The sequence below is a fragment of the Shinella zoogloeoides genome, from assembly GCF_033705735.1.
GTDB classification, from domain to species: domain Bacteria; phylum Pseudomonadota; class Alphaproteobacteria; order Rhizobiales; family Rhizobiaceae; genus Shinella; species Shinella zoogloeoides_A.
Genome location: NZ_CP131130.1, coordinates 1,467,771 through 1,491,806 on the forward strand (window position 1 = coordinate 1,467,771; position 24,036 = coordinate 1,491,806).

19 protein-coding genes are annotated in these 24,036 nt (G+C 65.3%); 3 read left to right on the forward strand and 16 right to left on the reverse strand.

All coding sequences use genetic code 11. The annotated features are described in order from the left end of the window. Nucleotides 1-28: 28 nt before the first annotated feature. Both ShzoTeo12_RS07625 and ShzoTeo12_RS07630 read right to left on the reverse strand, forming a co-directional pair. Entirely contained in the window at nucleotides 29-3,271 is a 3,243-nt protein-coding gene (locus ShzoTeo12_RS07625) for a c-type cytochrome (protein ID WP_318911986.1), read from the reverse strand. Between the two features lie 47 nt (nucleotides 3,272-3,318). Then, nucleotides 3,319-4,578 carry a ferric reductase-like transmembrane domain-containing protein gene (locus tag ShzoTeo12_RS07630; RefSeq protein ID WP_318911987.1) on the reverse strand — a complete coding sequence of 420 codons (1,260 nt, stop codon included), beginning with the start codon at nucleotides 4,576-4,578 and terminating at the stop codon, nucleotides 3,319-3,321. A gap of 384 nt (nucleotides 4,579-4,962) precedes the next feature. Between ShzoTeo12_RS07630 and ShzoTeo12_RS07635 the strand changes: the two genes are divergently transcribed. Continuing rightward, nucleotides 4,963-5,583, forward strand: coding sequence for a GntR family transcriptional regulator (locus ShzoTeo12_RS07635; RefSeq protein ID WP_318911989.1), 621 nt, complete (start codon nucleotides 4,963-4,965; stop codon nucleotides 5,581-5,583). A 61-nt stretch (nucleotides 5,584-5,644) separates the two neighbouring features. On the opposite strand, the gene ShzoTeo12_RS07640 is transcribed toward ShzoTeo12_RS07635, so the two are convergent. The 5 genes from ShzoTeo12_RS07640 to cysG form a co-directional block, all read right to left on the reverse strand. Beyond that, entirely contained in the window at nucleotides 5,645-6,457 is an 813-nt protein-coding gene (locus ShzoTeo12_RS07640; protein WP_119256307.1) for a ferredoxin--NADP reductase, read from the reverse strand. A 205-nt stretch (nucleotides 6,458-6,662) separates the two neighbouring features. Then, nucleotides 6,663-7,163 carry a DUF934 domain-containing protein gene (locus ShzoTeo12_RS07645; RefSeq protein WP_318911991.1) on the reverse strand — a complete coding sequence of 167 codons (501 nt, stop codon included), beginning with the start codon at nucleotides 7,161-7,163 and terminating at the stop codon, nucleotides 6,663-6,665. Nucleotides 7,164-7,174: 11 nt separating this feature from the next. Continuing rightward, on the reverse strand, nucleotides 7,175-8,848 hold the full coding sequence (locus tag ShzoTeo12_RS07650) for a nitrite/sulfite reductase (RefSeq protein WP_318911993.1): 1,674 nt from the start codon (nucleotides 8,846-8,848) through the stop codon (nucleotides 7,175-7,177). A gap of 9 nt (nucleotides 8,849-8,857) precedes the next feature. Further along, nucleotides 8,858-9,166: a DUF2849 domain-containing protein gene (locus tag ShzoTeo12_RS07655; RefSeq protein WP_313193048.1), complete on the reverse strand. Its 309-nt coding sequence runs from the start codon at nucleotides 9,164-9,166 to the stop codon at nucleotides 8,858-8,860. 1 nt (nucleotide 9,167) lies between these two features. Then, nucleotides 9,168-10,607 (reverse strand): siroheme synthase CysG, encoded by a 1,440-nt coding sequence (gene cysG / locus ShzoTeo12_RS07660; protein ID WP_318911996.1) that lies wholly within the window; start codon nucleotides 10,605-10,607, stop codon nucleotides 9,168-9,170. A 197-nt stretch (nucleotides 10,608-10,804) separates the two neighbouring features. Between cysG and ShzoTeo12_RS07665 the strand changes: the two genes are divergently transcribed. Both ShzoTeo12_RS07665 and mazG read left to right on the forward strand, forming a co-directional pair. Beyond that, complete coding sequence (locus ShzoTeo12_RS07665; protein ID WP_318911997.1) at nucleotides 10,805-11,392, forward strand: nucleoside deaminase; 588 nt, start codon at nucleotides 10,805-10,807, stop codon at nucleotides 11,390-11,392. Nucleotides 11,393-11,400: 8 nt separating this feature from the next. Further along, the gene (mazG, locus tag ShzoTeo12_RS07670) at nucleotides 11,401-12,237 is read left to right on the forward strand and encodes a nucleoside triphosphate pyrophosphohydrolase (RefSeq protein WP_318911999.1); all 837 of its coding nucleotides are present in this window, start codon (nucleotides 11,401-11,403) and stop codon (nucleotides 12,235-12,237) included. Between the two features lie 182 nt (nucleotides 12,238-12,419). On the opposite strand, the gene hflX is transcribed toward mazG, so the two are convergent. The 9 genes from hflX to dusB all read right to left on the reverse strand — a co-directional run bounded on the left by hflX (nucleotide 12,420) and on the right by dusB (nucleotide 23,893). Beyond that, the gene (gene hflX, locus ShzoTeo12_RS07675) at nucleotides 12,420-13,745 is read right to left on the reverse strand and encodes a GTPase HflX (protein WP_318912001.1); all 1,326 of its coding nucleotides are present in this window, start codon (nucleotides 13,743-13,745) and stop codon (nucleotides 12,420-12,422) included. Nucleotides 13,746-13,822: 77 nt separating this feature from the next. Then, nucleotides 13,823-14,065: an RNA chaperone Hfq gene (gene hfq / locus ShzoTeo12_RS07680; RefSeq protein ID WP_023514954.1), complete on the reverse strand. Its 243-nt coding sequence runs from the start codon at nucleotides 14,063-14,065 to the stop codon at nucleotides 13,823-13,825. A gap of 98 nt (nucleotides 14,066-14,163) precedes the next feature. Further along, nucleotides 14,164-15,027 carry a D-amino-acid transaminase gene (locus tag ShzoTeo12_RS07685; RefSeq protein WP_318912012.1) on the reverse strand — a complete coding sequence of 288 codons (864 nt, stop codon included), beginning with the start codon at nucleotides 15,025-15,027 and terminating at the stop codon, nucleotides 14,164-14,166. Between the two features lie 8 nt (nucleotides 15,028-15,035). Further along, nucleotides 15,036-16,412, reverse strand: coding sequence for a Trk system potassium transporter TrkA (gene trkA / locus ShzoTeo12_RS07690; protein ID WP_119256298.1), 1,377 nt, complete (start codon nucleotides 16,410-16,412; stop codon nucleotides 15,036-15,038). Nucleotides 16,413-16,442: 30 nt separating this feature from the next. Then, nucleotides 16,443-17,807 carry a sigma-54 dependent transcriptional regulator gene (locus ShzoTeo12_RS07695; RefSeq protein WP_318912014.1) on the reverse strand — a complete coding sequence of 455 codons (1,365 nt, stop codon included), beginning with the start codon at nucleotides 17,805-17,807 and terminating at the stop codon, nucleotides 16,443-16,445. After that, nucleotides 17,797-20,067, reverse strand: a complete 2,271-nt coding sequence (locus ShzoTeo12_RS07700; RefSeq protein WP_318912016.1) for a PAS domain-containing sensor histidine kinase — start codon at nucleotides 20,065-20,067, stop codon at nucleotides 17,797-17,799. Before ShzoTeo12_RS07700 ends, ShzoTeo12_RS07695 begins: the two co-directional genes overlap by 11 nt. Nucleotides 20,068-20,268: 201 nt before the next feature. Next, entirely contained in the window at nucleotides 20,269-21,723 is a 1,455-nt protein-coding gene (gene ntrC, locus ShzoTeo12_RS07705) for a nitrogen regulation protein NR(I) (RefSeq protein WP_119256296.1), read from the reverse strand. Continuing rightward, nucleotides 21,723-22,871: a nitrogen regulation protein NR(II) gene (locus ShzoTeo12_RS07710; protein WP_318912018.1), complete on the reverse strand. Its 1,149-nt coding sequence runs from the start codon at nucleotides 22,869-22,871 to the stop codon at nucleotides 21,723-21,725. Before ShzoTeo12_RS07710 ends, ntrC begins: the two co-directional genes overlap by 1 nt. Continuing rightward, the gene (dusB, locus tag ShzoTeo12_RS07715; RefSeq protein WP_318912020.1) at nucleotides 22,868-23,893 is read right to left on the reverse strand and encodes a tRNA dihydrouridine synthase DusB; all 1,026 of its coding nucleotides are present in this window, start codon (nucleotides 23,891-23,893) and stop codon (nucleotides 22,868-22,870) included. The genes ShzoTeo12_RS07710 and dusB overlap by 4 nt, the downstream gene beginning before the upstream one ends. Nucleotides 23,894-24,036: the final 143 nt, after the last annotated feature.

The following is a 24,036-nucleotide window of genomic DNA, read 5'->3' on the forward strand; positions in this document are numbered from 1 at the left end:
AGGAGCCGGAAGGCCCCTGCCCTTGCTATCATTGGATTTCGAACGTCACCATCTGCAAGCCGCTCGCACCGTTATCCTGTTCGGCCTGCCTGGCGAGGTTGATGGCAAGGCCGCGCGTGGTCGGCTGCCTGGAGCCCGCAACGATCTGCTTGGCCTTCTCCGCCGTGAGCTTCTGGTCGCCGAGGCCGCCGATCTTGCAGACGGCGATCATCGTCTCGCCGGGCGACGGCGAATCGAAGGTCAGGTTGCCGCTGCCGGGTTGCGGAATGACGCGCCGCTCGCCGGGATGCAGCGTCGTGTCGCCGATCATCACGTCCGGGATGATCTCGACATTTCCGGTATCCTCCACATAGACCACCTGGAGTTCGCAGTCGTGGTTCGTGCTGAGCTCGAAGCTCAGATAGTCCCCGACCTTCGCGCTCGTCGACGGCACATGCAGGGCGAGCTTCACCTTGTCGGCCTGCGCCTTGTCGTCCTGCTTGTAGGCCGGAACGGCGTGGGCGGTGTTCGTCGCCGCCTGATACTGATCGTCGCCGGTTGCCTGCTCCGGCTGCTGGGGGGTCGCGGTATCGACGGCGACCGCGTCGTGGTTGACGCCGCGCTTCAACGGTTCGAGCTGCAGAAGCGGCTGAAGCATGAAGGCATATTGCTCCTCCAGCTCGACGCGCGGAACGGTGGCGCCCGCCTCCAGCGTCGCGACCCAGTCGAGGCCGATGCGCAGCGCGTCGGCATCCGTCAGGCGGCGGATATCGGAGGCGAACTGCTCGGGCGTCATGTCGAACTCGGCGGCAAGCTGCTCGAAGTTCAGCTCGTCCTCGTACTTGTCGGCGAAGTAGGTGAAGATCTCCGCCCCGCCGGGCGCCTTGAGACTGGTCTTGCCGCCGCCGGCCGTCGCCTCTGTGATGCCGAGGCGGTCGAGCGCCGAGACGAAGCGGTCGGTATCGCGCTTGTAGACCTCGTTCAGCTCCTCCTGCGGCACATAGAGGGCAAGCAGCTCGTCCTGCTGGTCCTTGGAGAACAGCGTGGAGGTCTCGATATGCTCGCGCAACTGGTCGCGCTTCGACAGGATGCCGTCGAAATGGCAATCGAAGCACGAGCGGGCATTGATGATCTCGACGCCCTTGCCGATCGGCCGCTTGCGGAAGGACACGATCTTCGCCGGGCCGACATCGAGCTGGTCGCCCTTGTTGGTCGACAGGTAATATCCCTGCATGCCGTTCGGCAGCGAGAAGATCATTTCACCGCCATCGTGCTCGAAGGGCAGCAGGCCGGCTTTCAGGCGGATACCGTCCGGACCGGCCGGGAAGCGCTTGAGCACCTGCCGCCCGACGTCGCCGGCAAAATCGTAGGATTTCCAGTAATAGCCGCCGAAAGGCATGTCGTGCCGCTCCAGCATGCGGTTATGGTCGGAAACCCCCGACGAGCCGTCGGCGAAGCCGGCGCGGACGACGCGGCGGCGCTCGATGTTCTGCGCGACGTTGACGCCGAAGCGCTGCTCCAGCTCGATGATGTTGGTCGGCAACTTCATGAGACGGTTATAGACCTTCGGCCGCGCGCCGTTGCTCATGAACCAGTCTATCCGCATGATGGGAAGCTGCGTTTCCGTCGCCTTGGCCAGCGCCTGCAGCGAGGCGTTGCTGGCCGGATCGACGCCGTAGAAATATTCGTTGACCAGGAAATCGTAGTCTTCCTGGCTCCATTCGAGATCGCGCAGGTCGATGCGCACCAGAAGGCCGTCTGAGCCTTCCACCTCCTCGGGAACGACGAGCTCCGGCCCGTAGGACAGCGAATTGAGGAGCTTCTTGAAGCCGCCGGCGAGCACCTTCATGCGCTTGAGGAAGGTCTCGTGCGTTTCGCAGCTCATCATGCCGTTATACTGGTCGCGATAACTGAAATAACGCATGAACGGCTGGTCGTGCGCATCGACCTTGGAAATATCACGCAGCGCCAGATCGACGAAATCGAGATATTTCAGCATCGGCCGGGAGCGCTCGGTCTTCGTCGCCGAAACCGCGGTGGGGATCGCCGACTTGCTCAGCGAATTGATCCAGTCGGCAAGGCCCTGCACCTCGGCATCCGAGGGACGCTTGCCGAGCGGCATGCGGCCGCTGGTGACACTCGTGTAAAGCAGGGACTTGGAGGCGTCGCCGGGTGTGACGAAGGCCGGGTTCGCGGCAATCGAGCCCAGTTCGCCCGAGGGGAACGAGCCCTGCGAGCTTTCGCCCGGCCCGTGGCAGTTGCGGCAATATTTGCCGATGAAGGCATCGGCCGCCGATGCGAATTCCGTGCTGCCGCCACCGGCGCCGAGCGCGCTTTCCGCCGTCGCCTCGCTGCACACCGGCGTCGGGCTCGTCTCGACCGGCGTCACCTTGACCTCGCGGTCGGCGAGGAAGGCGTACATCGCCTGCCTGTCCTCATCGGAAAGGGTGGAAAGGCCCTCGGCGATGCGGCGCATGACCGGATCGGAAAGCGGCGAGCCCGAGAGCTTCTTGCCCTCCTCGATCAGCCTCTTGGTGAAGACCTCGTGCGAGGCCAGGCCGGCCATGCGCGCCTTGGTGATATCCGGCGCGACGGCGCCGGTCAGGCCTTTCTCGCCCTCGTAGGCGCGGGCAAGGTCGAGGCCATAGGTGGTCGTGCGCGGCGTATGGCAATCGCCGCAGCCGCCGACATTCTCGACGAGGTAGCGGCCGCGTTCCATCTGCGTCTCTTCGCGCTTCTGGTAGGCCTGCACGACGAAGTGGCTGCGCTTCCAGAGCGTGATCGTCGTCTGGCGGCTGAAGGGGAAGGCGATCTCGTGTTCCTTCGAGGCGGCATCCGATTGCGGCAGCGTCTCGATATAGGCCTTGATGTCCAGGACGTCCTCCGGCTTCATGCCGCCATAGGACGTGTAGGGCATGACCGGATAGAGGTTGTCGCCGTCCTTCTTGAGGCCGACCATCACGGCGTTGAGGAAGTCCGCATTCGACCAGCCGCCGATGCCGTTCGGATGGGCCGAGATGTTCGGCGCGAAGAACTTGCCGATCGCCGTCTGCATCTCCATGCCGCCGGAAAGCAATCCGGTATTGTCGCCGGAGCCGTGGCAGGCGCCGCAACCGGCGGCGCTGAACATGATCTTGCCGTTCTCGACATTCGCCTGATAGCTGCCGTAGGCGTCCGGCGCGAACTGGTCGATGGCAAAGGCCCCGGCCGGACAGAGAACCGCCACGGCAAGGCCGAGCGCCGCGGCGAGCCGCGCGCCGGGCCGGATGAATGACTTGCTGAACACGCGCATGGCTTGTTCCCTTCGCTCCAGAACGCCGGCTCGCCGGCTGGAAATCCTCAACGGAATTCGAAACGTTCGAACTCGACGCGGCGTGGCGGCTTGCCGAGTTCCCTCAATCCCTTCTCGATGGCCATGCGCAGGGGCGGCGGACCGCAGAACCAGAGGTCCGCTTCCGCCGGGTCCATGCTGGTGCCGGCAACGAGCTTGGAAGCGTCGAAGCGGCCGTCGGTCGTCGAGTTGTGCAGCACGAAGCTGAAATTGCCGAGCTTTTCCGCCTGCGCCCTGAAGGTGTCGACGCCGATGGCTTCGGCGCCGTCGCGCACGCAGTAGACCATGTGGATATCCTGCCCCTCGTCGCCCTTCAGCCGGCTCGCCATGGCGAGGAACGGCGTGACGCCGATGCCGCCGGCAAGCCAGATCTGCTTCTTGCCGCCGCGCCTGTGGTTGAAATGGCCGTATCCGCCCTCCAGCGTCAGCGGATCCCCCACCGCCACAGCTTCCCGCAGCGCCTTGGTATAATCGCCGAGCGGCTTGATGGCGAAGCGGACGGTACCGTCGTCCTCGATGCCGGCGATGGTGAAGGGATGCGGCTCGCGAAGGCCGGACTTGTTGACCCGGAAGAAGCCGAACTGGCCGGGCAAGGCCCGAAGCTTGCCGCCGGTCGGCCGTGCCGTGATGATCGTCGCGCCGTCGTGACGGTCGACGTCGACCACCTCGTATCTGCGCGTGCGGAGCCAGGGCAGCAGTTGCGTATAGGCATAGCTGACGACGCCAAGGAGGGCGAAGAGGTTGAGATAGGCCGCCAGCAGCGCCGTGCCGTCATAGGGGCGCTTGATGAACATCTGGTGGAAGGCGACCAGCAGGAAGAGCAGGCCGATGAACCGATGCGTGAAGCGCCAGTACTGGTAGGGAATCTGGAAGCGCGTCTTCGGAACGACCTTCACGATGGAGAGGACGAGCAGGAAGACGAAACCGTAGAAGGCCCACTCGCCCGCCGTCTTGGCGAGCTTGTTGAGATCGCCCGTCAGCGAGAGTCCCTGGAAATCCGGCGCCACGAAATAGTGCACGAGGATCAGACAGAGCACCGCGATGCCGATCTTGCGGTGGAACTGGTAGATGCGGTCGAGGCCGCCAAAGAGCCGCTCGATGAAGGGCGGACGCGTCGCCATGAACTGCGCGATGCCCATGGCGACGAAGGCCATGGAGGAAGCCATCAGGGAGAAGGTGGTGCCCGCATTCGTATGGCTGACGGCCGGCACGGCGAGAAGGCCGGCGAGAACGATCAGGATCGTCGCGATGATGGAACCCGCAGTCAACCTATGCCCCCACAATGCAACTGGACGGTCCGAGTGGCGGGCATGCTGGCAAGGCCCATGACATTCGTCAACCGCAATCCTCCTATCGACGGGCGGGCCGGCGGCTTTATTCGGGGGCTTTTGGGCTGGTCCGCGAAACGGCTGGGGAAAACCTAATATGACAACGGAACAAGGCACATAGAAATGGACTTGGCCGGTTTTCCTTTAAGCCAGCGGGCAAGCCTTCGCGCCCGGAGAGGTCTGGACGGCAGGCGAATCCCCACCTCTACCCGGATCCTTTCGGACCTCGCGCCAACCCATCACCGCAACGCTCGTGATATATCAGTCGCCTTGCCATTCATTTTGCGACATGCCACCATGTGATATATCAACCGGGACAACGGAATGACGGAAACCGCGGCATCGCAAGCCCACCTCGCCTATCTCGCCCTCGAAGGCCTCATCGTCACGCTCAAGCTGAAGCCCGGCTCGCTCGTCACGGAAAGAGAGCTCATCGAGCTTGCCGGCCACGGCCGCACGCCGGTGCGCGAGGCGATCCAGAAGCTGGAATGGCAGGGACTGATCGCCGTGCGCCCCCGCGCCGGCCTGCAGATCACCGCGATCCGCCCCGAGGACCATGCGGAAGTGATGACCACGCGCCGGCAGCTGGAACCCCTTGCCGCCGACCTCGTCGCGCGCCATGCCGGCGAGGAGCACCGCGAACAGCTCGTCGCCTGCGCGCAGGAGATGACCGCCTGCTCCATCCGCTCCGACATGGAAGGCTTCCTGGCGGCCGACAAGGTGTTCGACGAGATCATGGAGGCGGCCTGCCCCAACCGCTTCCTGACGTCCGCCCTCGCCCCACTCCAGACCCATTCGCGCCGCCTGTGGTTCGCCCGCGCCGATCACCGGCACATGGACCGGTCGGTAGACCTGCACGTGAAGGTCATCCGCGCCATCCGCAACGGCGACGGCCTGGCTGCGGCGGCCGCGATGACGGATCTGCTTGATCACCTCTCCGACTGACGGAAAAGCGTCCACAAAAAAGGCGCCCGAAGGCGCCTTTTCCAAGGAACCAGCCCTTCGCTTAGTCGACGAAGGCGCGCTCGATCACGAATTCGGCGGGCTTGCTGTTGGCGCCCTCGGTAAGGCCGGCCTGCTCCAGCAGCGCCTTGGTTTCCTTCAGCATCGCGGCAGAGCCGCAGATCATGCCGCGGTCGATCGCCGGATCGAAACGCGGCACGCCGAGATCGGCGAACATCTTGCCGTTGGAGATGAGGTCCGTGATGCGGCCCTGGAACGGATAATCCTCGCGCGTCACCGTCGCATAGTGGCGCAGCTTGTCGCCGACGACTTCGGCGAGGAATTCGTGGTTGCGGATTTCCTCGACGAGGTCGAAGCCGTATTTCAGCTCGGCGACCTCGCGGCAGGTATGCGTCAGGATGACCTCGTCGAACTTCTCGTAGGTCTCCGGGTCGCGGATGAGGCTCGCGAAGGGCGCGATGCCGGTGCCGGTGGAGAACATGTAGAGCCGCTTGCCGGGCGTCAGCGCGTCGAGGACGAGCGTGCCGGTCGGCTTCTTGCGCATCAGCACGGTATCGCCGGGCTTGATCTGCTGGAGATGCGAGGTCAGCGGGCCGTCCGGCACCTTGATCGAGAAGAATTCCAGCTCCTCGTCCCAGGCGGGGCTCGCGATGGAATAGGCGCGATAGACCGGCTTGTCGCCGACCATCAGGCCGATCATCGCGAATTCGCCGGAACGGAAGCGGAAGCTTTCCGGGCGCGTCATGCGGAAGCGGAACAGGCGATCCGTGTAGTGCTGCACGCTCGTCACCGTCTCGGCGAATACGCCGGCGGGAATGGCGGGCACGAACTCTTCGGTCTTGGCAGGTGCGTTCATTTCGGGATCGATCCTGGCTTGCGTCGGAAAAAATTGACGATAGGCAGATATTACATCTTGAGCGGCAAAGGAAGGTATTCCGTTCCAATGCGCCGATTGGCCGCGCAATAGTTTGCCGCCTGCCTCTTTTCGCGCGGCGCGCGGCCGTTGTCCTTGATCTTGCTCAAGACTATACCACGATTACGGCCATTCGCCGGCCCCGATGTCAGGCCCGGCGGCGCCAGCTGTAGGAACCGACGTCCTGCGAGGGGCGCGCGGCCGGCTGGTAGTGGTTGTCGATGCCCGGCAGGCGGTTTTCCGCAAGCCGCTTCAGCGCCGTCGCATTGCTGACGGCAAAGCTGTCGATGCCGCAGCGAAGCATCAGCGGGATCTGGTCGATCAGCACGTCGCCGACCGCCCTCACCTCGCCCGTGAAGCCGAGCCGCGAGCGCAGCAGCGAGGCATGGCTGAAGGCGCGTCCGTCGCTGAAGGCCGGGAACGCGACCGCGACCAGCGCCAGCCGGCCCTGATGCCCTTCCAGCCTGCGCACGTCGTCGGCCGGGGCGATCAGCACGCCGAGGTCCTTCTCGTCGCTCTCCGCGACCTTCGCGAGGAAGGCGTCGAGGCCGAGGATCGCCTTCTCGTTCGAGCCGGCCTTGGTCTCCTCCGTTTCGACGATCCAGGGATCGTCCGCCAGGAAACCGGCTTCGTTCCAGATTTTCGTCATGACCGTCCTCCTCAGGCCGCTTCGGCCGTCTTGCCGCCGTAGAGCGCATCCTTGAAAGGCTGCGGCCCGACACGGCGATAGGCGTCGAGGAAGATTTCAGACGGATCGAGGCGGAGGCCGAGATAAGTGTCGACGATCACCTCGATGGCATCCGTCACCTTCTCCGGCTCGAAGCCGCGGCCGATGATCTCGCCAATCGACGTGTTCTCGTCGCCCGAGCCGCCGAGCGTGATCTGATAGAGTTCCTCGCCCTTCTTTTCCACGCCCAGAAGGCCGATATGGCCGACGTGGTGGTGGCCGCAGGCATTGATGCAGCCGGAGATCTTGATCTTCAGCTCGCCGATCTCGGCCTGCCGTTCCGGAGCGCCGAAGCGGGTGGAAATCTCCTGCGCGACCGGGATCGAGCGGGCATTGGCCAGCGCGCAGTAGTCCAGCCCCGGACAGGCGATGATATCGGTGATGAGGCCCGCATTGGCGGTCGCAAGGCCTGCCGCGACGAGGCCGCGGTAGACCGCTTCGAGATCGGCCAGCGCCACATGCGGCAGGATGAGGTTCTGCTCGTGGCTGACGCGGATCTCGTCGAAGGCATATTCCGCGGCGATGTCGGCGACGGCCTCCATCTGCGCATCGGTCGCATCGCCCGGAATGCCGCCGATGGGCTTCAGGGAGATCGTCACCATGCCGTAGTCGGGATGCTTGTGCGGCTGCACGTTCTGATGCACCCAGCGGGCGAAGTCCGGGTCGGCCTTCTTCCATTGGGCAAGGCTTGCCCAGCCTTCGGCACGGGGCGCAAGCTCCGGCGGCGCGAAATAGGCGGAAATGGCGGCGACGTCCTGCTCGGGCAGCTTCAGCTCGCTGTCCTTGAGTTCGGCGAACTCGACTTCCACCTGCCGCGCCAGTTCTTCCGCGCCCGTCTCATGCACGAGGATCTTGATGCGCGCCTTGTACTTGTTGTCGCGGCGGCCGTGGAGGTTGTAAACACGCATGATCGCGGTCGTATAGGACAGAAGGTCCTCTTCCGGCAGGAAGTCGCGGATCTTCTTGGCAACCAGCGGCGTGCGGCCCTGCCCGCCGCCGACATAGACGGCAAAGCCGATCTCGCCCTTTTCGTTCTTCTTCAGGTGCAGGCCGATGTCATGCACCTGGATGGCGGCACGGTCGCGCTCGGCGCCGGTGACGGCGATCTTGAACTTGCGCGGCAGGAAGGAGAATTCCGGATGGACGGAGGACCACTGGCGCAGGATTTCCGCATAGGGCCGCGGATCGGCGACCTCGTCGGCCGCAGCGCCCGCGAAATGGTCCGCCGTGACGTTGCGGATGCAGTTGCCGGAGGTCTGCAGCGCATGCATCTCGACCGTCGCGAGCTCGGCCAGCGCATCGGGCAACTCGGAAAGCTTCGGCCAGTTGTACTGGATGTTCTGGCGCGTGGTGAAATGGCCGTAGCCGCGGTCGTATTTGCGGGCGATATGGGCCAGCATGCGCATCTGGCGCGAATTCAGCGTGCCGTAGGGAATGGCGACGCGCAGCATGTAGGCGTGAAGCTGGAGATAGACGCCGTTCATCAGGCGCAACGGCTTGAACGCATCCTCGGCCAGCTCGCCGGAAAGGCGGCGCGCGACCTGGTCGCGGAACTGTTCCACGCGGCCGGAGACAAAGGCGTGATCGAATTCGTCGTAACGGTACATGCAATATCCTCAGGCGGCCGTGGCGGCGAGGCCGACATAGCCGGCGGCATAGGCGATGGTCGGGCCCTGCGCGCGGATGCGCTCGCGCATGCGCAGCGGACGCAGCACGCCGTCGACTTCCTCGACGTCGACCACGTTCACGTCGACCACCTTGTTGTCGGCGAAAGCCTGCTTGCCGGTGGCTTCCAGCGCCTCGACGGCCTCCTTGTGGCGCGCGACGAAGGCGGCCTGGAGGTGTTCGTTCCACGTGCCGGCGGCGTCGAGCCAGACGGAGATGCCGTCGGAAAGGCGATTGGCTGTCAGAACCTTGTCGGCCATGTCATGCTCCCAGTGCTGCTGTGGCGCGAACCGGATCGCGGGCGGCGAGCGGTTCGGAATGTTCGAAATTGGCGCCGGCGACGGCTTCGCCGATGATCACCATGACCGGGCCGGAAAGCTCGTCGCGATGTTCGAGGCCCGGAAGATCCTTCAGCGTGCCGTGCAGCAGCCGCTTCTCGCGGCGGCTGGCATTCTCCACGACGGCGACGGTCGTGTCGGCCGGAAGGCCGGCATCCATCAGCCGCGCGGCGACGGAAGCGGCGACCGTGCGGCCCATATAGACGGCGACGGTGGCGCCGGAAATGGCAAGCCGCGCCCAGTCCGGCAGCACGGCGCCCATCAGGTCATGACCGGTGGTGAAGACGAGCGAGGAGGCAACGCCGCGCAGCGTCAGCGGCAGCTCGAAATCGGCGGCGGCGGCGAAGGCTGAGGTGATGCCCGGCACGACCTCGTAGGTGACGCCGGCCTGGCGGAGCGCGGCCATTTCCTCGCCGGCACGGCCATAGACGAGCGGATCGCCGGACTTCAGGCGCACGACGCGCTTGCCTGCCTTGCCGAGCTCGACCAGGAGGTCGTTGATCTCTTCCTGCGACTTGGAATGGCAGCCCTTGCGCTTGCCGACGGACAGGCGCTCGGCATCGCGCCGGCCCATGTCGACGATGGCCTGCGGCACGAGCGCATCGAAAACGATGACATCGGCATTCATCATCACGCGCTGGGCGCGCAGCGTCAGCAGGTCTTCCGCGCCCGGGCCGGCGCCGACGAGCCAGACATGGCCGGCGGCCCTGTCCTGCGAATTCAGCAGCGCGTTTGCGGAGCGGCGGGCGAGCTCGATATCGCCATTGTCGACGGCATCGGCGACGACGCCCTGGAAGAAGCGGCGCCAGAAGACGCGGCGGGTGACGCCGCGCGGCAGCACGCGGTCGACGGCCTCGCGGTAGCCGTTGGCAAGGCTAGCAAGGCGGCCGAGCGAGGGCGAAAGGATCTGGTCGACCTGCGCGCGGATCATCTGCGCGAGGACGGGACCGGCACCCTCCGTGCCGATGGCGACGGCGACGGGCGCGCGGTTGACGAGCGCCGGCGTGAAAAAATCGCAATAGTCGGGCTGGTCCACGGCATTGACCGGGATGCGCAGTTCGCGGGCGGCCGTGGCGATGGCGCGGTCGGTGCCCGCATCGCCGGTCGCGGCGAAGACGAGCGTCGCATCCGCGATGGCGTCCTTCGAGAAGGGCGCGCGGACGAGGTCGAGACCCTTCTCGGCGATGAAGCGGGCGAAATCGGCCTCCGGCGCCTCGGCCAGAACGACGATCCGGGCATCCGTGTTGAAAAGCAGGCGGGTCTTGGCGAAAGCCTCGTCGCCCTCGCCCACGACGACGACCGTCCTGCCGCTGACGCGGAAGAACGCCGGGAATGTCGAGAGCTTGGCCTGTGCTTCGGTCATGGTCGGGTCCGGTTGAAGTATGCGCAATATCGCGAAAATCGGCCAGCAACAAAAGAAACAGAAATTCCAATGGCCTTGGAGGGGCGTATTGTTTTGCTCATAGGCCCCGCATTTTGAGCATAAGTCACCGGCCGCCCTTGCCTGCCCGCGCTCGCGGCCGCTAAGGATGCCGGGAAAAGCCAATCGGGATTCCCATCATGGACCAGGCTACGCTCGTAAAGCGCCTCCTCGACGTCATAGAATTCGACATCCTGCCGCTGACGCGCGAGGGCGTTCGCGCCGGCAACAAGGTGTTCGGCGCGGCGATCCTGCGCAAATCCGATCTCTCGCTGGTCATCGCCGAAACGAACAACGAGACGGAAAATCCGCTCTGGCATGGCGAGGTGCACACGCTGAAGCGCCTCTACGAGCGCGTCGAGAAGCCGGACACGAAGGACTACGTCTTCCTCTCGACGCACGAGCCCTGCTCCATGTGCCTTTCGGCCATCACCTGGGCCGGCTTCGACAATTTCTACTATTTCTTCAGCCACGAGGATTCGCGCGACAGCTTCGCGATCCCGCATGACCTGCGCATCCTCAAGGAGGTCTTCCGGCTCGATCCCGGCGGCTATGCGAAGACCAACGCCTTCTGGCATTCCGCCGCCATCGCCGACCTCGTAGTCACGTCCGACGAGGCGGCGAAAGCCGATCTCAAGAGGCAGGGCGCCGAGATCCGCGCCGCCTATGACGCGCTTTCCGAGAGCTACCAGTCCGGCAAGGCCGGCAACACCATTCCGCTGAACTGAGGGCCGCCATGCAGCCGAGCCGCGACATCGACCGCCTGATCGAAATCATGGCCGCCCTGCGCCAGCCCGAGACCGGCTGCCCCTGGGACGTCGTCCAGACCTTCGAGACGATCAAGCCCTACACGATCGAGGAAGCCTACGAGGTCGCCGACGCCATCGAGCGGAACGACATGGACGACCTCTGCGAGGAGCTGGGCGACCTCCTGCTCCAGGTCGTCTTCCATGCGCGCATGGCCGAGGAACGCGGCGAATTCGATTTCGGCAGCGTGGTCGAGGCCGTGACCCGCAAGATGATTCGCCGCCATCCGCATGTCTTCGCCCGCTCGGATGCCGGCACGCCCGAAGCGGTGAAGCTGCAATGGGACGAGATCAAGCAGGCGGAGAAGCGCGAGCGCAAGGAGCGCCGCGCCAAGCGTGGCCTGCCGGAGGATCCGCTGCGCGGCCATCTCGGCTCGGTGCAGCGCTCGTTCCCGGCGCTCGTAGAGGCGCTGAAGCTTCAGGAGCGGGCGGCGAAGGTCGGCTTCGACTGGTCGGAGCCCGCGCCGATCCTCGACAAGATCGAGGAGGAGATCGGCGAATTGCGCGAGGCCCTTCGCGACGACGACAAGAAGGCCGTTGCCGACGAGCTCGGCGACCTGATCTTCGCGCTGGTCAATATCGGCCGCCATGTCGGCGCCGACCCGGAAATGGCGCTGCGTGGCACCAACACCAAGTTCCGCAACCGGTTCTCGCATATCGAGGACAGCCTTGCGGCCAATGGCGAAAGCCTCGAAGAAGCCACGCTGGAGCGGATGGAAGAGCTGTGGCAGGCGGCGAAGGGGATCGAGCGGCAGTTGGCGAAGTAGGCCGGGGCCGCCCCTCATCCGCCTGCCGGCACCTTCTCCCCGCAAGCGGGGAGAAGGCCTATGCCGGTCCGGTTTCCCGAACTATCGGCGCCCGCAAGAGAACGGGACCTCTCCACATCTCCCTTCTCCCCGCTTGCGGGGAGAAGGTCGCGGCAGCGGGATGAGGGGCCGAGACGTTGTTCTCAGCGCTCCCAATCTTCCCGCACCGGCTTGCCGCCGATACCGAGCCGGCGGTCGAGCTCCGCGGCCTCCGTTTCCGTCAGCCGCAGTTCCAGCCGCACATTGCCGTCCTCGAGGTCCTCGCGGGCATCGACGATCGAATGGTCGTAGATCCACGGCAGAAGCTGCAACTGCATCACCGGCACGACGACGTCCCGATCGACCAGCACGCCGGAAAGGCGCTGGTTGATCTCGGCCAGCAGCCTGTCGACGCCCTCGCCGGAAATCGCCGATACGGCGATGACGTTGGGCTGGCTTTCCGCCTTCTGCACCAGCGCCTCGCGCGCCTCCGGCTCCAGCCGGTCGATCTTGTTCCAGACTTCGAGGATGCGTTCCGCGCCGTCCTTCTCGTCGATGCCGAGATCGGCGAGGATGCGCAGTACGTCGGACGACTGCGCGCCGTTGTCCGGGTCGGACATGTCGCGCACATGCAGGATCAGGTCCGCCTCCAGCACCTCTTCCAGCGTCGCGCGGAAGGCGGCGACGAGGTGGGTCGGCAGGTCGGAGATGAAGCCCACCGTATCGGAGAGGATGACGGTGCGGCCCTGCGGCAGCTTCATGCGGCGCAAGGTCGGGTCGAGCGTGGCGAAGAGCATGTCCTCGGCCAGCACCCCTGCCCCGGTAATGCGGTTGAACAGCGTCGACTTGCCGGCATTGGTATAGCCGACGAGCGCGACGATGGGATGCGGCACCTTCTTGCGCTTGGAGCGGTGAAGCTGGCGGGTGCGGCGCACCTGCTCCAGCTCGCGCTCCAGCTTGACGATCTTGTCCTGCAAGAGGCGGCGGTCGGCCTCGATCTGCGTTTCGCCGGGGCCGCCCATGAAGCCCGCGCCGCCGCGCTGGCGCTCAAGGTGGGTCCAGCTGCGCACCAGACGACCGCGCTGGTAGTTGAGATGGGCAAGCTCGACCTGAAGCGTGCCTTCCTTGGTGGAGGCCCGGCGGCCGAAGATTTCGAGAATGAGGCCGGTTCGGTCGATGACCTTGGCGTTCCATTCCTTCTCGAGATTGCGCTGCTGCACGGGCGTCAGGGGATGGTCGACGATGACGAGGCCGGCATCGTGCTCGTCGAGGGCCGCCTTGATCTCCTCGATCTTGCCGCTGCCGAGCAGCGTGCCGGGCTTCGGCTGGCTGACGGGCACGATGGCCGAGAAGGCGACGGTGAGGTCGATGGCGCGGGCAAGGCCGATCGCCTCTTCCAGACGCGCCTCGTCGGACCGCGGCGCGGGGGCTGCCGGATCGGGCTTGGCCCGCGCGGCCTTCAGCACCGGCACGATGACGACGGCGCGCATGTCGTCCCGGTGCTTTTCGGCTTCCGGGACGATGGAGTCCTTGCTTGTATCGGATTTGCTAATGTTCTTGGGTCCTGTCAGGAGCCGCTTTCCTCGGTCTCGAACATCTGCAGCGGCTGGCCGGGCATGATGGTGGAGATCGCGTGCTTGTAGACGAGCTGCGAGTGGCCGTCGCGACGAAGCAGCACACAGAAGTTGTCGAAGGAGGTGACAACCCCGGTCAGCTTGACCCCGTTGATGAGGAAGATCGTCAGGGAAATCTTTTGCTTGCGAACGGTATTAAGGAAGAGATCCTGAAGGTTCTGAGAACGTTCCGCCATGGCGCCGCTTCTTTCTGATTGCCGGCCCTCAAGACCGGATTGACTGAAAATAAATATCCCCAGGCCCGGAAGAAACTCCCGGACCGTCGGGTTTGGTATCAAATCACGGTCTTCTCCGCAACGGCGAAAAAAGCGTCCCGAAGTTTCTGCGCGGTCAGGCCGGGATGGCCGTTGGCGATGGCGTGCCCGTCGATGGCGACGACCGGCAGGCAGATCGTCGTCGCGCCGGTGACGAAGACTTCCCGCGCTTCCAGCATTTCCGCGACGGAAAAGCGCCGCTCCTCCACCGCAATGCCGAGTTTTGCGGCGACGTCCATCAACGTCGTGCGGGTGATGCCGCGCAGGATCGCGCGGTCGGCCGGGCGCGTCACGAGCCGGCCCGCCTTGTCGACGATCCACAGGTTCGTCGCGCCGCCCTCCGTCACATTGCCCTCGGCATCGACGAAGATCGCTTCCTGCGCGCCCGCCTCCTTCGCCTGCTGGCGGGCAAGCACGTTCGGCAGCAGGCCGACCGTCTTGATGTCCACCCGTTCCCAGCGATTGTCCGGAACGGTCACCGCCTTGATGCCGGAGGCATATTTCTCGGCGGCCACCGATGCACTCAGGGATTTCGCGGTGACGACCAGCGAGGCCCGCACCTCCGGCGACGGGAAGACATGGTCCCGGCGGGCCGTGCCGCGCGTCACCTGGAGATAGACCATGCCGTCGCTCACGCGGTTGCGGCGAAGCACTTCCTTCATGATTCCAACCAGCGCCGCGCGAGGCATCGGCGGGCGGATGCGGATTTCGCCCAGCGAGCGGTCGAGCCGGTCGAGGTGGCGCGTCAGGTCCACGATGAAGCCGTGCCGGATCTGGCAGACCTCGTAGACCGCATCGGCGAAGAGGAAGCCGCGGTCGTCGATATGCACGGCGGCATCGGCATGGCGAACGTAGCGGCCGTTGACATAGGCGAAACGGGGCATGGGAAATCCTAGAAATACTGGATGCTGACGCGGAAGAGCTGTTCGACATGGCGCACGGCCGCCGCCGCGGCGAAGAGCACGACCCGATCCTTCGCCTTGATCTTCGTGTTGCCGTCCGGCCGGATCACCGTCTGGTCGCGATAGACCGCGCCGATGCGGATGCCCGGCGGCAGCTCGATCTCGCGCAGCGGGCGGCCGACCAGCGGCGAGGTCTCCAGCGCCTCGGCCTCGATCACCTCGGCCGAGCCCTTCTGCACGGCATAGACCGCGCGGATGCGGCCCTTGCGGACATGTTGCAGGATGCCGGAGATCGTGACGGCGCGCGGATTGATATGCGCGTCGATGCCGAGGGTCTTGGTGAAATCCTCATAGGCCGGATCGTTGATCAGGACGAGGTTCTGCTTGCAGCCGAGGCGCTTGGCCATGACGCTGCCGAGAATGTTGATCTGGTCGTTGTTGGTGAGCGCGACGATCAGGTCCGCATCCTGGATATCGGCTTGCAGCAGCATCCGCTGGTCGAGCGCGGAGCCATGCAGCACGACGGCATTGCGCAGCTTGTCGGCAACCGCCACGGCACGCTCGCGGTCGCTCTCGATGATCTTGAGCCGCGTCTTCGGCTGGTAATCCTCGATGGCCTTGGCGACGAAATAGCCGATATTGCCGCCGCCGGCGATGACGATGCGGGCCGCCTCCTGCTCCTCGTGGCCGAAGAGCGCGAGCGTGCGCCGCACATGGCCCTTGTCGCAGACGACATAGGCGAGATCGCCGGAATGGAGCTGGTCGGAGGAATTGGGAACGAAGAGCCTGCCGTTGGAATAGATGCCGGTGACGGTGGCGTTGAGGTCCGGGAAAAGCTCGCTGAGCTGTTTCAGCGGCGTCTCGACGACCGGGCAATCCTCCATGCACTCGATCGCCACCATGACGATGCGGTCGTCGGCAAAGCGAACGACATCCGTCGCGCCGGGGAAGGAGATGCGCCGCAGCACCATCTTGCCCACCTCCACCTCCGGCGAGATGGTGACGTCGATGGGCATGTTCTCGCGCGAGAAGAGGTCGGAATATTCCGGCGCCAGATAGTTCTGCGAGCGGATGCGGGCGATCTTGGTCGGCACGTTGAAGAGCGAATGCGCCACCTGGCAGGCGACCATGTTGATCTCGTCGAACAGCGTGACGGCGATGATCATGTCCGCCTGGTCCGCGCCGGCCTTCGCCAGCACCTCGGGATGCGCGCCGTGGCCGACGACGCCGCTGACGTCGAGCGTCTCGGTGATGGCCGCTATCAGCGAGGGCTGATTGTCGATCACCGAGACGTCGTTACCCTCTTCGGACAACCGTTCTGCGATACCGTAGCCGACGCGTCCGGCGCCGCAGATGATGACCTTCATGACGTCGAATCCCTCAAATCCCCGAGGGCCTTATACGCCAAGCGACTTCAGTTTGCGATGGAGCGCGGAGCGTTCCATGCCGACGAATTCGGCCGTGCGGGAGATGTTGCCGCCGAAACGGTTGATCTGGGCGATGAGATAGTCCCGCTCGAACATTTCGCGCGCCTCGCGCAGCGGCAGTGTCATGATGTGCTGGTCGCCCTGGGTCGAGATCTTCGGCAGCATGTCGCCCACTTCCGTCGGCAGCATGTCGGCGTTGATCGGCGTATCGGGACCGTCGCTGCGGGCAAGGATCATCAGCCGCTCGATATTGTTGCGGAGCTGGCGGATATTGCCCGGCCAGTCGTGCGCCTGGAGCACGGCGAGCGCATCGTCGCCGATCTTGCGTGCCCGGATGCCGGCCTGCTCGCTGACCTGGCGCATGAACATGTCAACGAGGAAGGGAATGTCCTCGCGCCGCTCGGCAAGCGGCGGCACGCGCACCGGCACCACCGCGAGGCGATGGTAGAGATCTTCCCGGAAGCCGCCCTCGGCGATCAGGCTTTCGAGATTGTAGGCCGTGGACGAGATGATGCGCACATCCACCTTGACCCGCTTGGAGCCGCCGACGCGCTCGAACTGCTGGTCGACGAGCACGCGCAGGATCTTGTTCTGCGTCTCGCGCGGCATCTCGCCGATCTCGTCGAGATAGAGGATGCCGCCATGGGCCTCCTCCAGCGCGCCGGTGCGGCGCGGCTGGCCGGGTGTGCCTTCGGTGCCGAACAGCGCGATCTCCATGCGCTCCGGCGTGATGGCCGCCGCGTTCAATACGACGAACGGGCCGTTCGCACGGCTCGACTTGCGGTGGATCATGCGCGCCACCAGCTCCTTGCCGGAGCCTGAGGGGCCAAGGATCATGATGCGGCTGTTGGTCGGGGAAACCTTCTCGATGTTCTGGCGAAGCTGCGAGACGGCGACGGAGGTGCCGATCAGCTCGGCCGGATCGCCGGAGCGCTTCTTCAGCTCGGTGACCTCGCGGCGCAGCTTGGAATTCTCCAGCGCCCGCTCGGCGATCAGGATCAGCCGGTCTGCCTTGAAGGGCTTCTCGATGAAATCGTAGGCGCCGCGGCGGATCGCCGAGACGGCGGTCTCGATATTGCCGTGGCCGGAGATCATCACCACCGGCAGGTCCGGGTGGCGGCTCTTGATCTCGTCGAGCAGCGCGAGGCCGTCGAGCTTGCTGCCCTGCATCCAGATATCGAGGAAGACGAGGCGCGGCACGCGGTCGCTGATGGCGGCAAGCGCGCTGTCGCTGTCGAAGGCGGTACGCGTCTCGTGCCCCTCGTCCGAAAGAATGCCGGAGACGATCTCGCGGATGTCCTCTTCGTCGTCCACTACGAGAATATCAGACGCCATGGCTCATTTCCTTGCTCTTATTATCCGCATCGGCGGCCACCGTTTCCTCGTAGGGCAGGATCACGCGGATCATCGCCCCGTGGCCGTGGTCGAAGTCCGCAGGCGCATCGTGCAGCTCGAGCTGCCCGCCATGGTCTTCGATGATCTTCTTGACGATTGCGAGGCCGAGCCCCGTGCCCTTCTCGCGCATCGTCATGTAGGGTTCGAGAATACGATGCCGGTTCTCGGTCGGAAGGCCCTTGCCGTTGTCGACGACATCGACGACGAAGCGGCGGCCCGCATCGTCCGGCCGGGCACGCACGAGGATCTTGCGTTCGTCGCGCGAGGCATCCGGCGGCAGCGCTTCGATGGCCTCGACCGCGTTCTTGATGAGATTGCCGAAGGCCTGGCCGAGCATGCGCGCATCGAACAGCCCCGTCAGCGGCACCTCTCCGAGGTCCTTGTGGAAGGCGACGTGGTTGTTGCCCATCTCGCGCAGGAACACCGCATCCTTGAGGATGCCGCGCAGGTCGGAACGTTCCTTGGTCGGCTTCGGCATGCGCGCGAAGGCGGAGAATTCGTCCACCATGCGGCCGATGTCCTCGACCTGACGTACGATGGTGTCCGTACACTGGTCGAAGACCGCGCGATCCTCCTGGTCGATCTGCTTGCCGTAGCGGCGGCGGATGCGTTCGGCGGAAAGCTGGATGGGCGTCAGCGGGTTCTTGATCTCGTGGGCGATGCGACGCGCGACGTCCGCCCAGGCAGTCGAGCGCTGGGCGATGACGAGGTCCGTAATGTCATCGATGGTGACGACGTAGGATTCCTGCGCGTCCTTGGCCTCTTCGCGCGTCACCTGCACGTTCAGCGTCCGCTCCTTGCCGCCGTGCATGATGTTGACCTGCCGGCGGTAATCGTTGCGGTGGCGGTGCGACCCTTCCGCCAGCACGGCGGCGATCTCCGGCGCCACCTCGGCAAGCGGCTGGCCGATCAGGTCGTTCACCTGCCGGCCGAGCAGGATTTCCGCGGAAAGATTGGCGATGGTCACGCGGCCATCGCCCTCCACGCCGATGACGGCGGCCGTCACGCCCGACAGCACCGCCTCGATGAAGCGGCGGCGATGGTCGACCTCGTCCTTCGCGTCGAGGATCTGGTCCTGCTGCGCACGAATCTCGGCGATCATCTTGTTGAAGGTGCGCGAGAGATTGCCGACGTCGCCATCGGCGACGCGCACCGGCACGCTGACGTCGAGATTGCCGGAGGCGACGCTGTCGGCCGCGCCGATCAATTGTCGGATCGGCCGCACGATACGGTCCGCCACAGCGATGGCGGTCCAGATGGCGGCGAGAAGCACGATCAGCGCGAAGCCGATATAGAGCACGCCGAAGGCGATCTGCAGCGTGGTGCGCCCGGCCTCGAGTGCGCGGTATTCGGCGGTGTTCTCCTCCATCAGCCGCATCGAGCGCATCACCTCGGGATCGACCGTGCGGATCGTGTAGAGGAAGGCGTCCGGTATGTTTTCCAGCTTGATGATCGCGCCGACGAGGTTCGTCGCACCCGGCGGGATGAGCGTCGGCTGGCCGGCGGCCGATGCCTTCAGGGCATCCTCGGGGATTGGCGGCAGGGGATTCTCGGTCGGGATATTGGCTTGCAGGATGGTCGATCCGTCGGCGCGCATCAGGAAGGCGCCGAGCATCCCGCGCCCGCGCGCCTGCCGCGTCATCAGTTCGATGAAGCCGGTGCGGTCGAGGCTGTAGAGCTGGCGGTTGCGGTCGAGGTCGTTGGCCATGGAGACCGTCTGGCCTTGCAGATAGCTGGCATTTTCCAGCACATAGGCCTGCGCCACGTTCAACGACGAGCTGACGATCGACTGGGTGCGGATGGAAAACCACCGGTCGAGCCCGACATCGAGCGTGATGGACGCGAAGATGGCGACGAGCACCGCGGGCGTGATCGCCACGATCGAGAACAGCGCGACGATGCGCACGTGAAGCCGTGCGGCGGCACGGCCGCGGCTGCGGGCGCGCAGCAGCCGCAGGATCTCGCGGCCGATCAGGAACATCAGGCCGACGACGAAGAGCGCGTTGATCGACGCCGAGGCGATGACGACGTTGGCTTCCGGCTTGATCGGCGTCAGGCCGAGCAGAATGAACAGCGAGATGGTCGCAGCGACGAGCGCGCCGCCGGCCAGGAGAAGGCCCGGCAAGGCGAAGGAGGCGCGCCGGTCGGCGACCGCCCCGTTTTCCTGTCCTTCCGAAAGCAGGCTCACGCCTTCCGTCATCTGCCGCATCGCTCCCCGGCCGTGCACTTTTGGGGCACCGGCGTTCTATCTTGTTTTCCGGGATGGCGCCGGCCGCGTGGAACCGGGTGCCACGCGCCCATGGTTCCTACGGCCGGGCATGCGGGCCTATTCGGCCGCAAACCCCTCTGTTACCCTCAAGCAACAGATTGTGGCCAAAATGCAACGCCCCCTGCCGGCAAGTCAAGCGGAACGGGAACTTCTATACACAGATACACCCAGTTCGCGAATTTTCTTGCGCAGCGTGTTGCGGTTGAGACCGAGGAGGTCGGCGGCCTTGATCTGGTTGCCGCGCGTGGCGGTGAGCGCGGCGAGGATCAGCGGATATTCCATTTCGGCCAGCACGCGCTCATAGAGGCCCGAAGGCGGCAGGCTGTCGCCGAAGCTTGCGAAATACTGCCGCATGTTCTCTTCCACGGCCTGCGAGATCGACAGCGATCCGCTGCGCGGCACGGCCTTTTCGATGGGGCTGTCGGGAATGTCGGCGCGCAGCTCCGCCTCGATGATCTCGCGGGTGATGATGTCCTGCGGATAGAGCGCGGTCAGCCGGCGCACGACGTTTTCCAGTTCGCGCACGTTGCCCGGCCAGGGATGCGCCTTCATCAGCTCCAGCGCCTCCTGGTCGAAGCGCTTGGCATCCAGCCCCTCCTTCTCCGCCTGCTGCACGAAATGGCGCACGAGATCGGGAATGTCCTCCGCCCTGTCGCGCAGCGGCGGCAGGCGCAGCGGCACGACGTTGAGGCGGTAATAGAGGTCTTCGCGGAAGAGGCCCTGGTTGATCGACTGCTTCAGATCCTTGTTGGTCGCGGCGACGATGCGGACATCGGTGCGGATCGGCGTGCGGCCACCGACGGTGGTATATTCGCCCTGCTGGAGAACGCGCAGAAGCCGGGTCTGCGCGTCCATCGGCATGTCGCCGATCTCGTCGAGGAAGAGCGTGCCGCCCTCGGCCTGCTCGAAACGGCCGGTGGAGCGGGTCTGCGCGCCGGTGAAGGCGCCCTTCTCGTGGCCGAAGAGTTCCGATTCGATGAGGTCGCGCGGGATGGCCGCCATGTTGATGGCGACGAAGGGACCGTTGCGGCGTTTGCCGTAGTCGTGCAGCGCGCGGGCGACGAGTTCCTTGCCGGTGCCCGATTCGCCGGTGATCATCAGCGTCAGGTCCGTCTGCATCAGGCGGGCGAGCACGCGGTAGATCTCCTGCATGGCCGCCGAGCGGCCGACGAGCGGCATGCCGTCCTGCGCGTCGTCGTCGAGGCGGGCCGGCTTGCGCTTCGGCTCGGAGAGCGCCCGGCCGATGATGGCGATCAGTTCTGTGAGGTCGAAGGGTTTCGGCAGGTAGTCGTAGGCGCCCTTCTCCGAGGCCTTGATCGCCGTCATGAAGGTGTTCTGCGCGCTCATGACGAGCACCGGCAGGTCGGGCCGCGCTTTCTTGATGCGCGGCAGCAGGTCGAAGGCGTTCTCGTCCGGCATGACGACGTCGGTCACGACGATGTCGCCCTCGCCGGCGGCGATCCAGCGCCACAGGGTCGCTGCATTGGAGGTAATCCTCACGTCATAACCCGCGCGGCTCAGGGCCTGGTTGAGCACGGTGCGGATCGCGGCATCGTCATCGGCAACGAGGACTGTGGCGCCTGTCATCAATCATGTCCTTTGGTCTTGGGATAGTCGTCGTCTTCACTGACGCCGCGGGAGGCCGGCATCAGCACGCGGAAAGTGGTTCGGGTGCCCTGGCTGTCGCATTCGACGATGCCGCCGTGGCCGCCGATGATCTTGGCGACCAGCGCAAGGCCGAGGCCGGAGCCGTTGGTCTTGGTGGTGATGAAGGGATCGAAGAGATGTGGCAGCAGGTCCGCCGGAACGCCGGGCCCGTTGTCGTGCACGCAGAACTCCAGCGGCAGCGAGATCTTCTCCCGCGTGCCGGCGACGGAGAGCCGGATGCCCGGCCGGTAGGCGGTGGTAAGCAGTATCTCCCCTTCCGGCCGGTCGCCGATGGCCTCCGAGGCGTTCTTGATGAGGTTCAGGAAGACCTGAACGAGCTGGTCGCGATTGGCATAGACCGGCGGCAGCGAGGGGTCGTAAAGCTCGCTGATCTTGATATTGCGCGCAAAGCCGGCCTTCGCGACGGCCTTTACATGGTCGAGCACGGAATGGATGTTGACGGGTACGCGATCGACCGGGCGCTCGTCGGAAAACACCTCCATGCGGTCGACCAGCGAGACGATGCGGTCGGTCTCGTCGCAGATGAGGCGCGTCAGCGCCCGGTCCTCGTCGATGACGGAGGTTTCCAGAAGCTGCGCCGCGCCGCGGATGCCCGAGAGCGGATTCTTGATCTCATGCGCCAGCATCGAGGCAAGGCCCGTCACCGAGCGGGCGGCGGCGCGGTGGGTAAGCTGGCGGTCGATCTTGTCCGCCATCGAGCGCTCCTGGATCACCACGACCACGGAGCCCGGATCGGTGGTGACCGGCGCCACATAGATATCGACGAGCTTTTCCGCGCCAAGACGCGGGGAGCTGAGGTCCACACGATATTCGCTGACCGGCGCCTTGCGCTCGCGCACCTGGTCGATCAGCGTCAGGAGCGGACTGCCGAAGGGGATGAAGGCCGAGATGTCGTGGCGCGCGAGATGGCTCGCGCTCGCCCCGAAGAAGGATTCGGCCTCCCAATTGGCGAAGGCGATCAGCCCGCCTGCATCGACGAGGATCACCGGGTTCTGGATGGCGTTGAGCACGGCGAGCGCAAGCTCGGGCGCGCGTGCCGCATTGGGATCTGCCGGCTTGCCGGTCATGCGGCCTCTCCGAGCTTCGCTGTCCCGGCCGAAAGCAGGGCCTCGGCCAGCCGTCCGGCGACGAAATCACTGTCGCGCGCCGTCATGATCTCGGCCTTCGCCGCGCCGGGCAGGCCGGGCGCGAAGCGCTCCAGATACCAGCCGACATGTTTTCGCGCATGGCGCAGGCCCGCCTCGACGCCGTAAAAGTCGAGCATCATGCGGTAGTGCTCGACCGCGAGCGCAGAAACCTCTTCCGCGGAGGGGTGCCCGCATGCTCCCGCCAGCACGGCCGGATGCCAGGGCCGGCCTTGCGCGGAACGGCCGACCATCACGGCATCCGCCCCGGAGCGGCGGAGGATTTCTAGTGCGTCCTCGGCCGTATCGACATCGCCATTGGCAATGAGCGGAATGGAGAGGACATCGCGCACGGCGCGGATCGCATCCCAATCGGCCCTACCCTCATAGAACTGCATGCGTGTGCGCCCGTGCACGGTGATCATCGCCGCGCCCGCCGCTTCGGCGCGGGCCGCGATATGCGGGGCGTTCAGCGAATCATGGTCCCAGCCGAGCCGCATCTTCACCGTCACCGGCACCTTCACGGCGTCGACGGTCGCCTCGATCAGGCCGAGCGCATGGTCGGGATCGCGCATCAGCGCGGAGCCGGAATAGCCGCCGATCACCTTCTTGGCCGGGCAGCCCATATTGATGTCGATAATGTCGGCACCCTCGCCTTCCGCGATGCGCGCCGCCTCCGCCATCCAGTGCGCCTCACGACCGGCAAGCTGCACCATATGCGGACGGATGCCGCAATTGCGGATGCGCGACCAGCTTTCCCGCGCGTTCAGCGCCAGCTCGCGGCTCGCCACCATCTCCGTAACCACCAGCCCCGCGCCAAAACGCCAGGCGAGATCGCGGAACGGCAGGTCCGTGACGCCGGACATCGGCGCCAGCACCACACGGTTGCGCAGGGTCTGCGGACCGATCGCCAGCGGTGCGGAAAGTTGGGGGGGCGTCAATTGCTTATCTTTCAAGCAGGTCATGTCTTTGCATTATTTTTAGCCACTGTTCTCGTTCTTGCCAAGCCGCAATCACGCCCCGGCGCAATTTTCCGCGCGGCGCTGGCATTGCCGCATCCTTCCGGCTAAACCACCCCGAACGCTTTGAAACGGAGGTGTGGAACCGA

What these genes read in the sequence shown, in the direction of transcription:
- ShzoTeo12_RS07655 (WP_313193048.1), bottom strand. Translation starts at nt 9,166, where the DNA reads ATGGCCGACAAGGTTCTGACAGCCAATCGCCTTTCCGACGGCATCTCC.
- hflX (WP_318912001.1), bottom strand. Translation starts at nt 13,745, where the DNA reads ATGCGCGCCGTCGTCATCGTGCCGGTGCTGAAGGCCGCGCGGGCCAAG.
- mazG (WP_318911999.1), top strand. Translation starts at nt 11,401, where the DNA reads ATGCAGCCGAGCCGCGACATCGACCGCCTGATCGAAATCATGGCCGCC.
- ntrC (WP_119256296.1), bottom strand. Translation starts at nt 21,723, where the DNA reads ATGACAGGCGCCACAGTCCTCGTTGCCGATGACGATGCCGCGATCCGC.
- ShzoTeo12_RS07645 (WP_318911991.1), bottom strand. Translation starts at nt 7,163, where the DNA reads ATGACGAAAATCTGGAACGAAGCCGGTTTCCTGGCGGACGATCCCTGG.
- ShzoTeo12_RS07700 (WP_318912016.1), bottom strand. Translation starts at nt 20,067, where the DNA reads ATGACGGAAGGCGTGAGCCTGCTTTCGGAAGGACAGGAAAACGGGGCG.
- ShzoTeo12_RS07710 (WP_318912018.1), bottom strand. Translation starts at nt 22,871, where the DNA reads ATGACCGGCAAGCCGGCAGATCCCAATGCGGCACGCGCGCCCGAGCTT.
- cysG (WP_318911996.1), bottom strand. Translation starts at nt 10,607, where the DNA reads ATGACCGAAGCACAGGCCAAGCTCTCGACATTCCCGGCGTTCTTCCGC.
- dusB (WP_318912020.1), bottom strand. Translation starts at nt 23,893, where the DNA reads ATGACCTGCTTGAAAGATAAGCAATTGACGCCCCCCCAACTTTCCGCA.
- hfq (WP_023514954.1), bottom strand. Translation starts at nt 14,065, where the DNA reads ATGGCGGAACGTTCTCAGAACCTTCAGGATCTCTTCCTTAATACCGTT.
- ShzoTeo12_RS07685 (WP_318912012.1), bottom strand. Translation starts at nt 15,027, where the DNA reads ATGCCCCGTTTCGCCTATGTCAACGGCCGCTACGTTCGCCATGCCGAT.
- ShzoTeo12_RS07665 (WP_318911997.1), top strand. Translation starts at nt 10,805, where the DNA reads ATGGACCAGGCTACGCTCGTAAAGCGCCTCCTCGACGTCATAGAATTC.
- ShzoTeo12_RS07695 (WP_318912014.1), bottom strand. Translation starts at nt 17,807, where the DNA reads ATGGCGTCTGATATTCTCGTAGTGGACGACGAAGAGGACATCCGCGAG.
- ShzoTeo12_RS07635 (WP_318911989.1), top strand. Translation starts at nt 4,963, where the DNA reads ATGACGGAAACCGCGGCATCGCAAGCCCACCTCGCCTATCTCGCCCTC.
- trkA (WP_119256298.1), bottom strand. Translation starts at nt 16,412, where the DNA reads ATGAAGGTCATCATCTGCGGCGCCGGACGCGTCGGCTACGGTATCGCA.
- ShzoTeo12_RS07640 (WP_119256307.1), bottom strand. Translation starts at nt 6,457, where the DNA reads ATGAACGCACCTGCCAAGACCGAAGAGTTCGTGCCCGCCATTCCCGCC.
- ShzoTeo12_RS07625 (WP_318911986.1), bottom strand. Translation starts at nt 3,271, where the DNA reads ATGCGCGTGTTCAGCAAGTCATTCATCCGGCCCGGCGCGCGGCTCGCC.
- ShzoTeo12_RS07650 (WP_318911993.1), bottom strand. Translation starts at nt 8,848, where the DNA reads ATGTACCGTTACGACGAATTCGATCACGCCTTTGTCTCCGGCCGCGTG.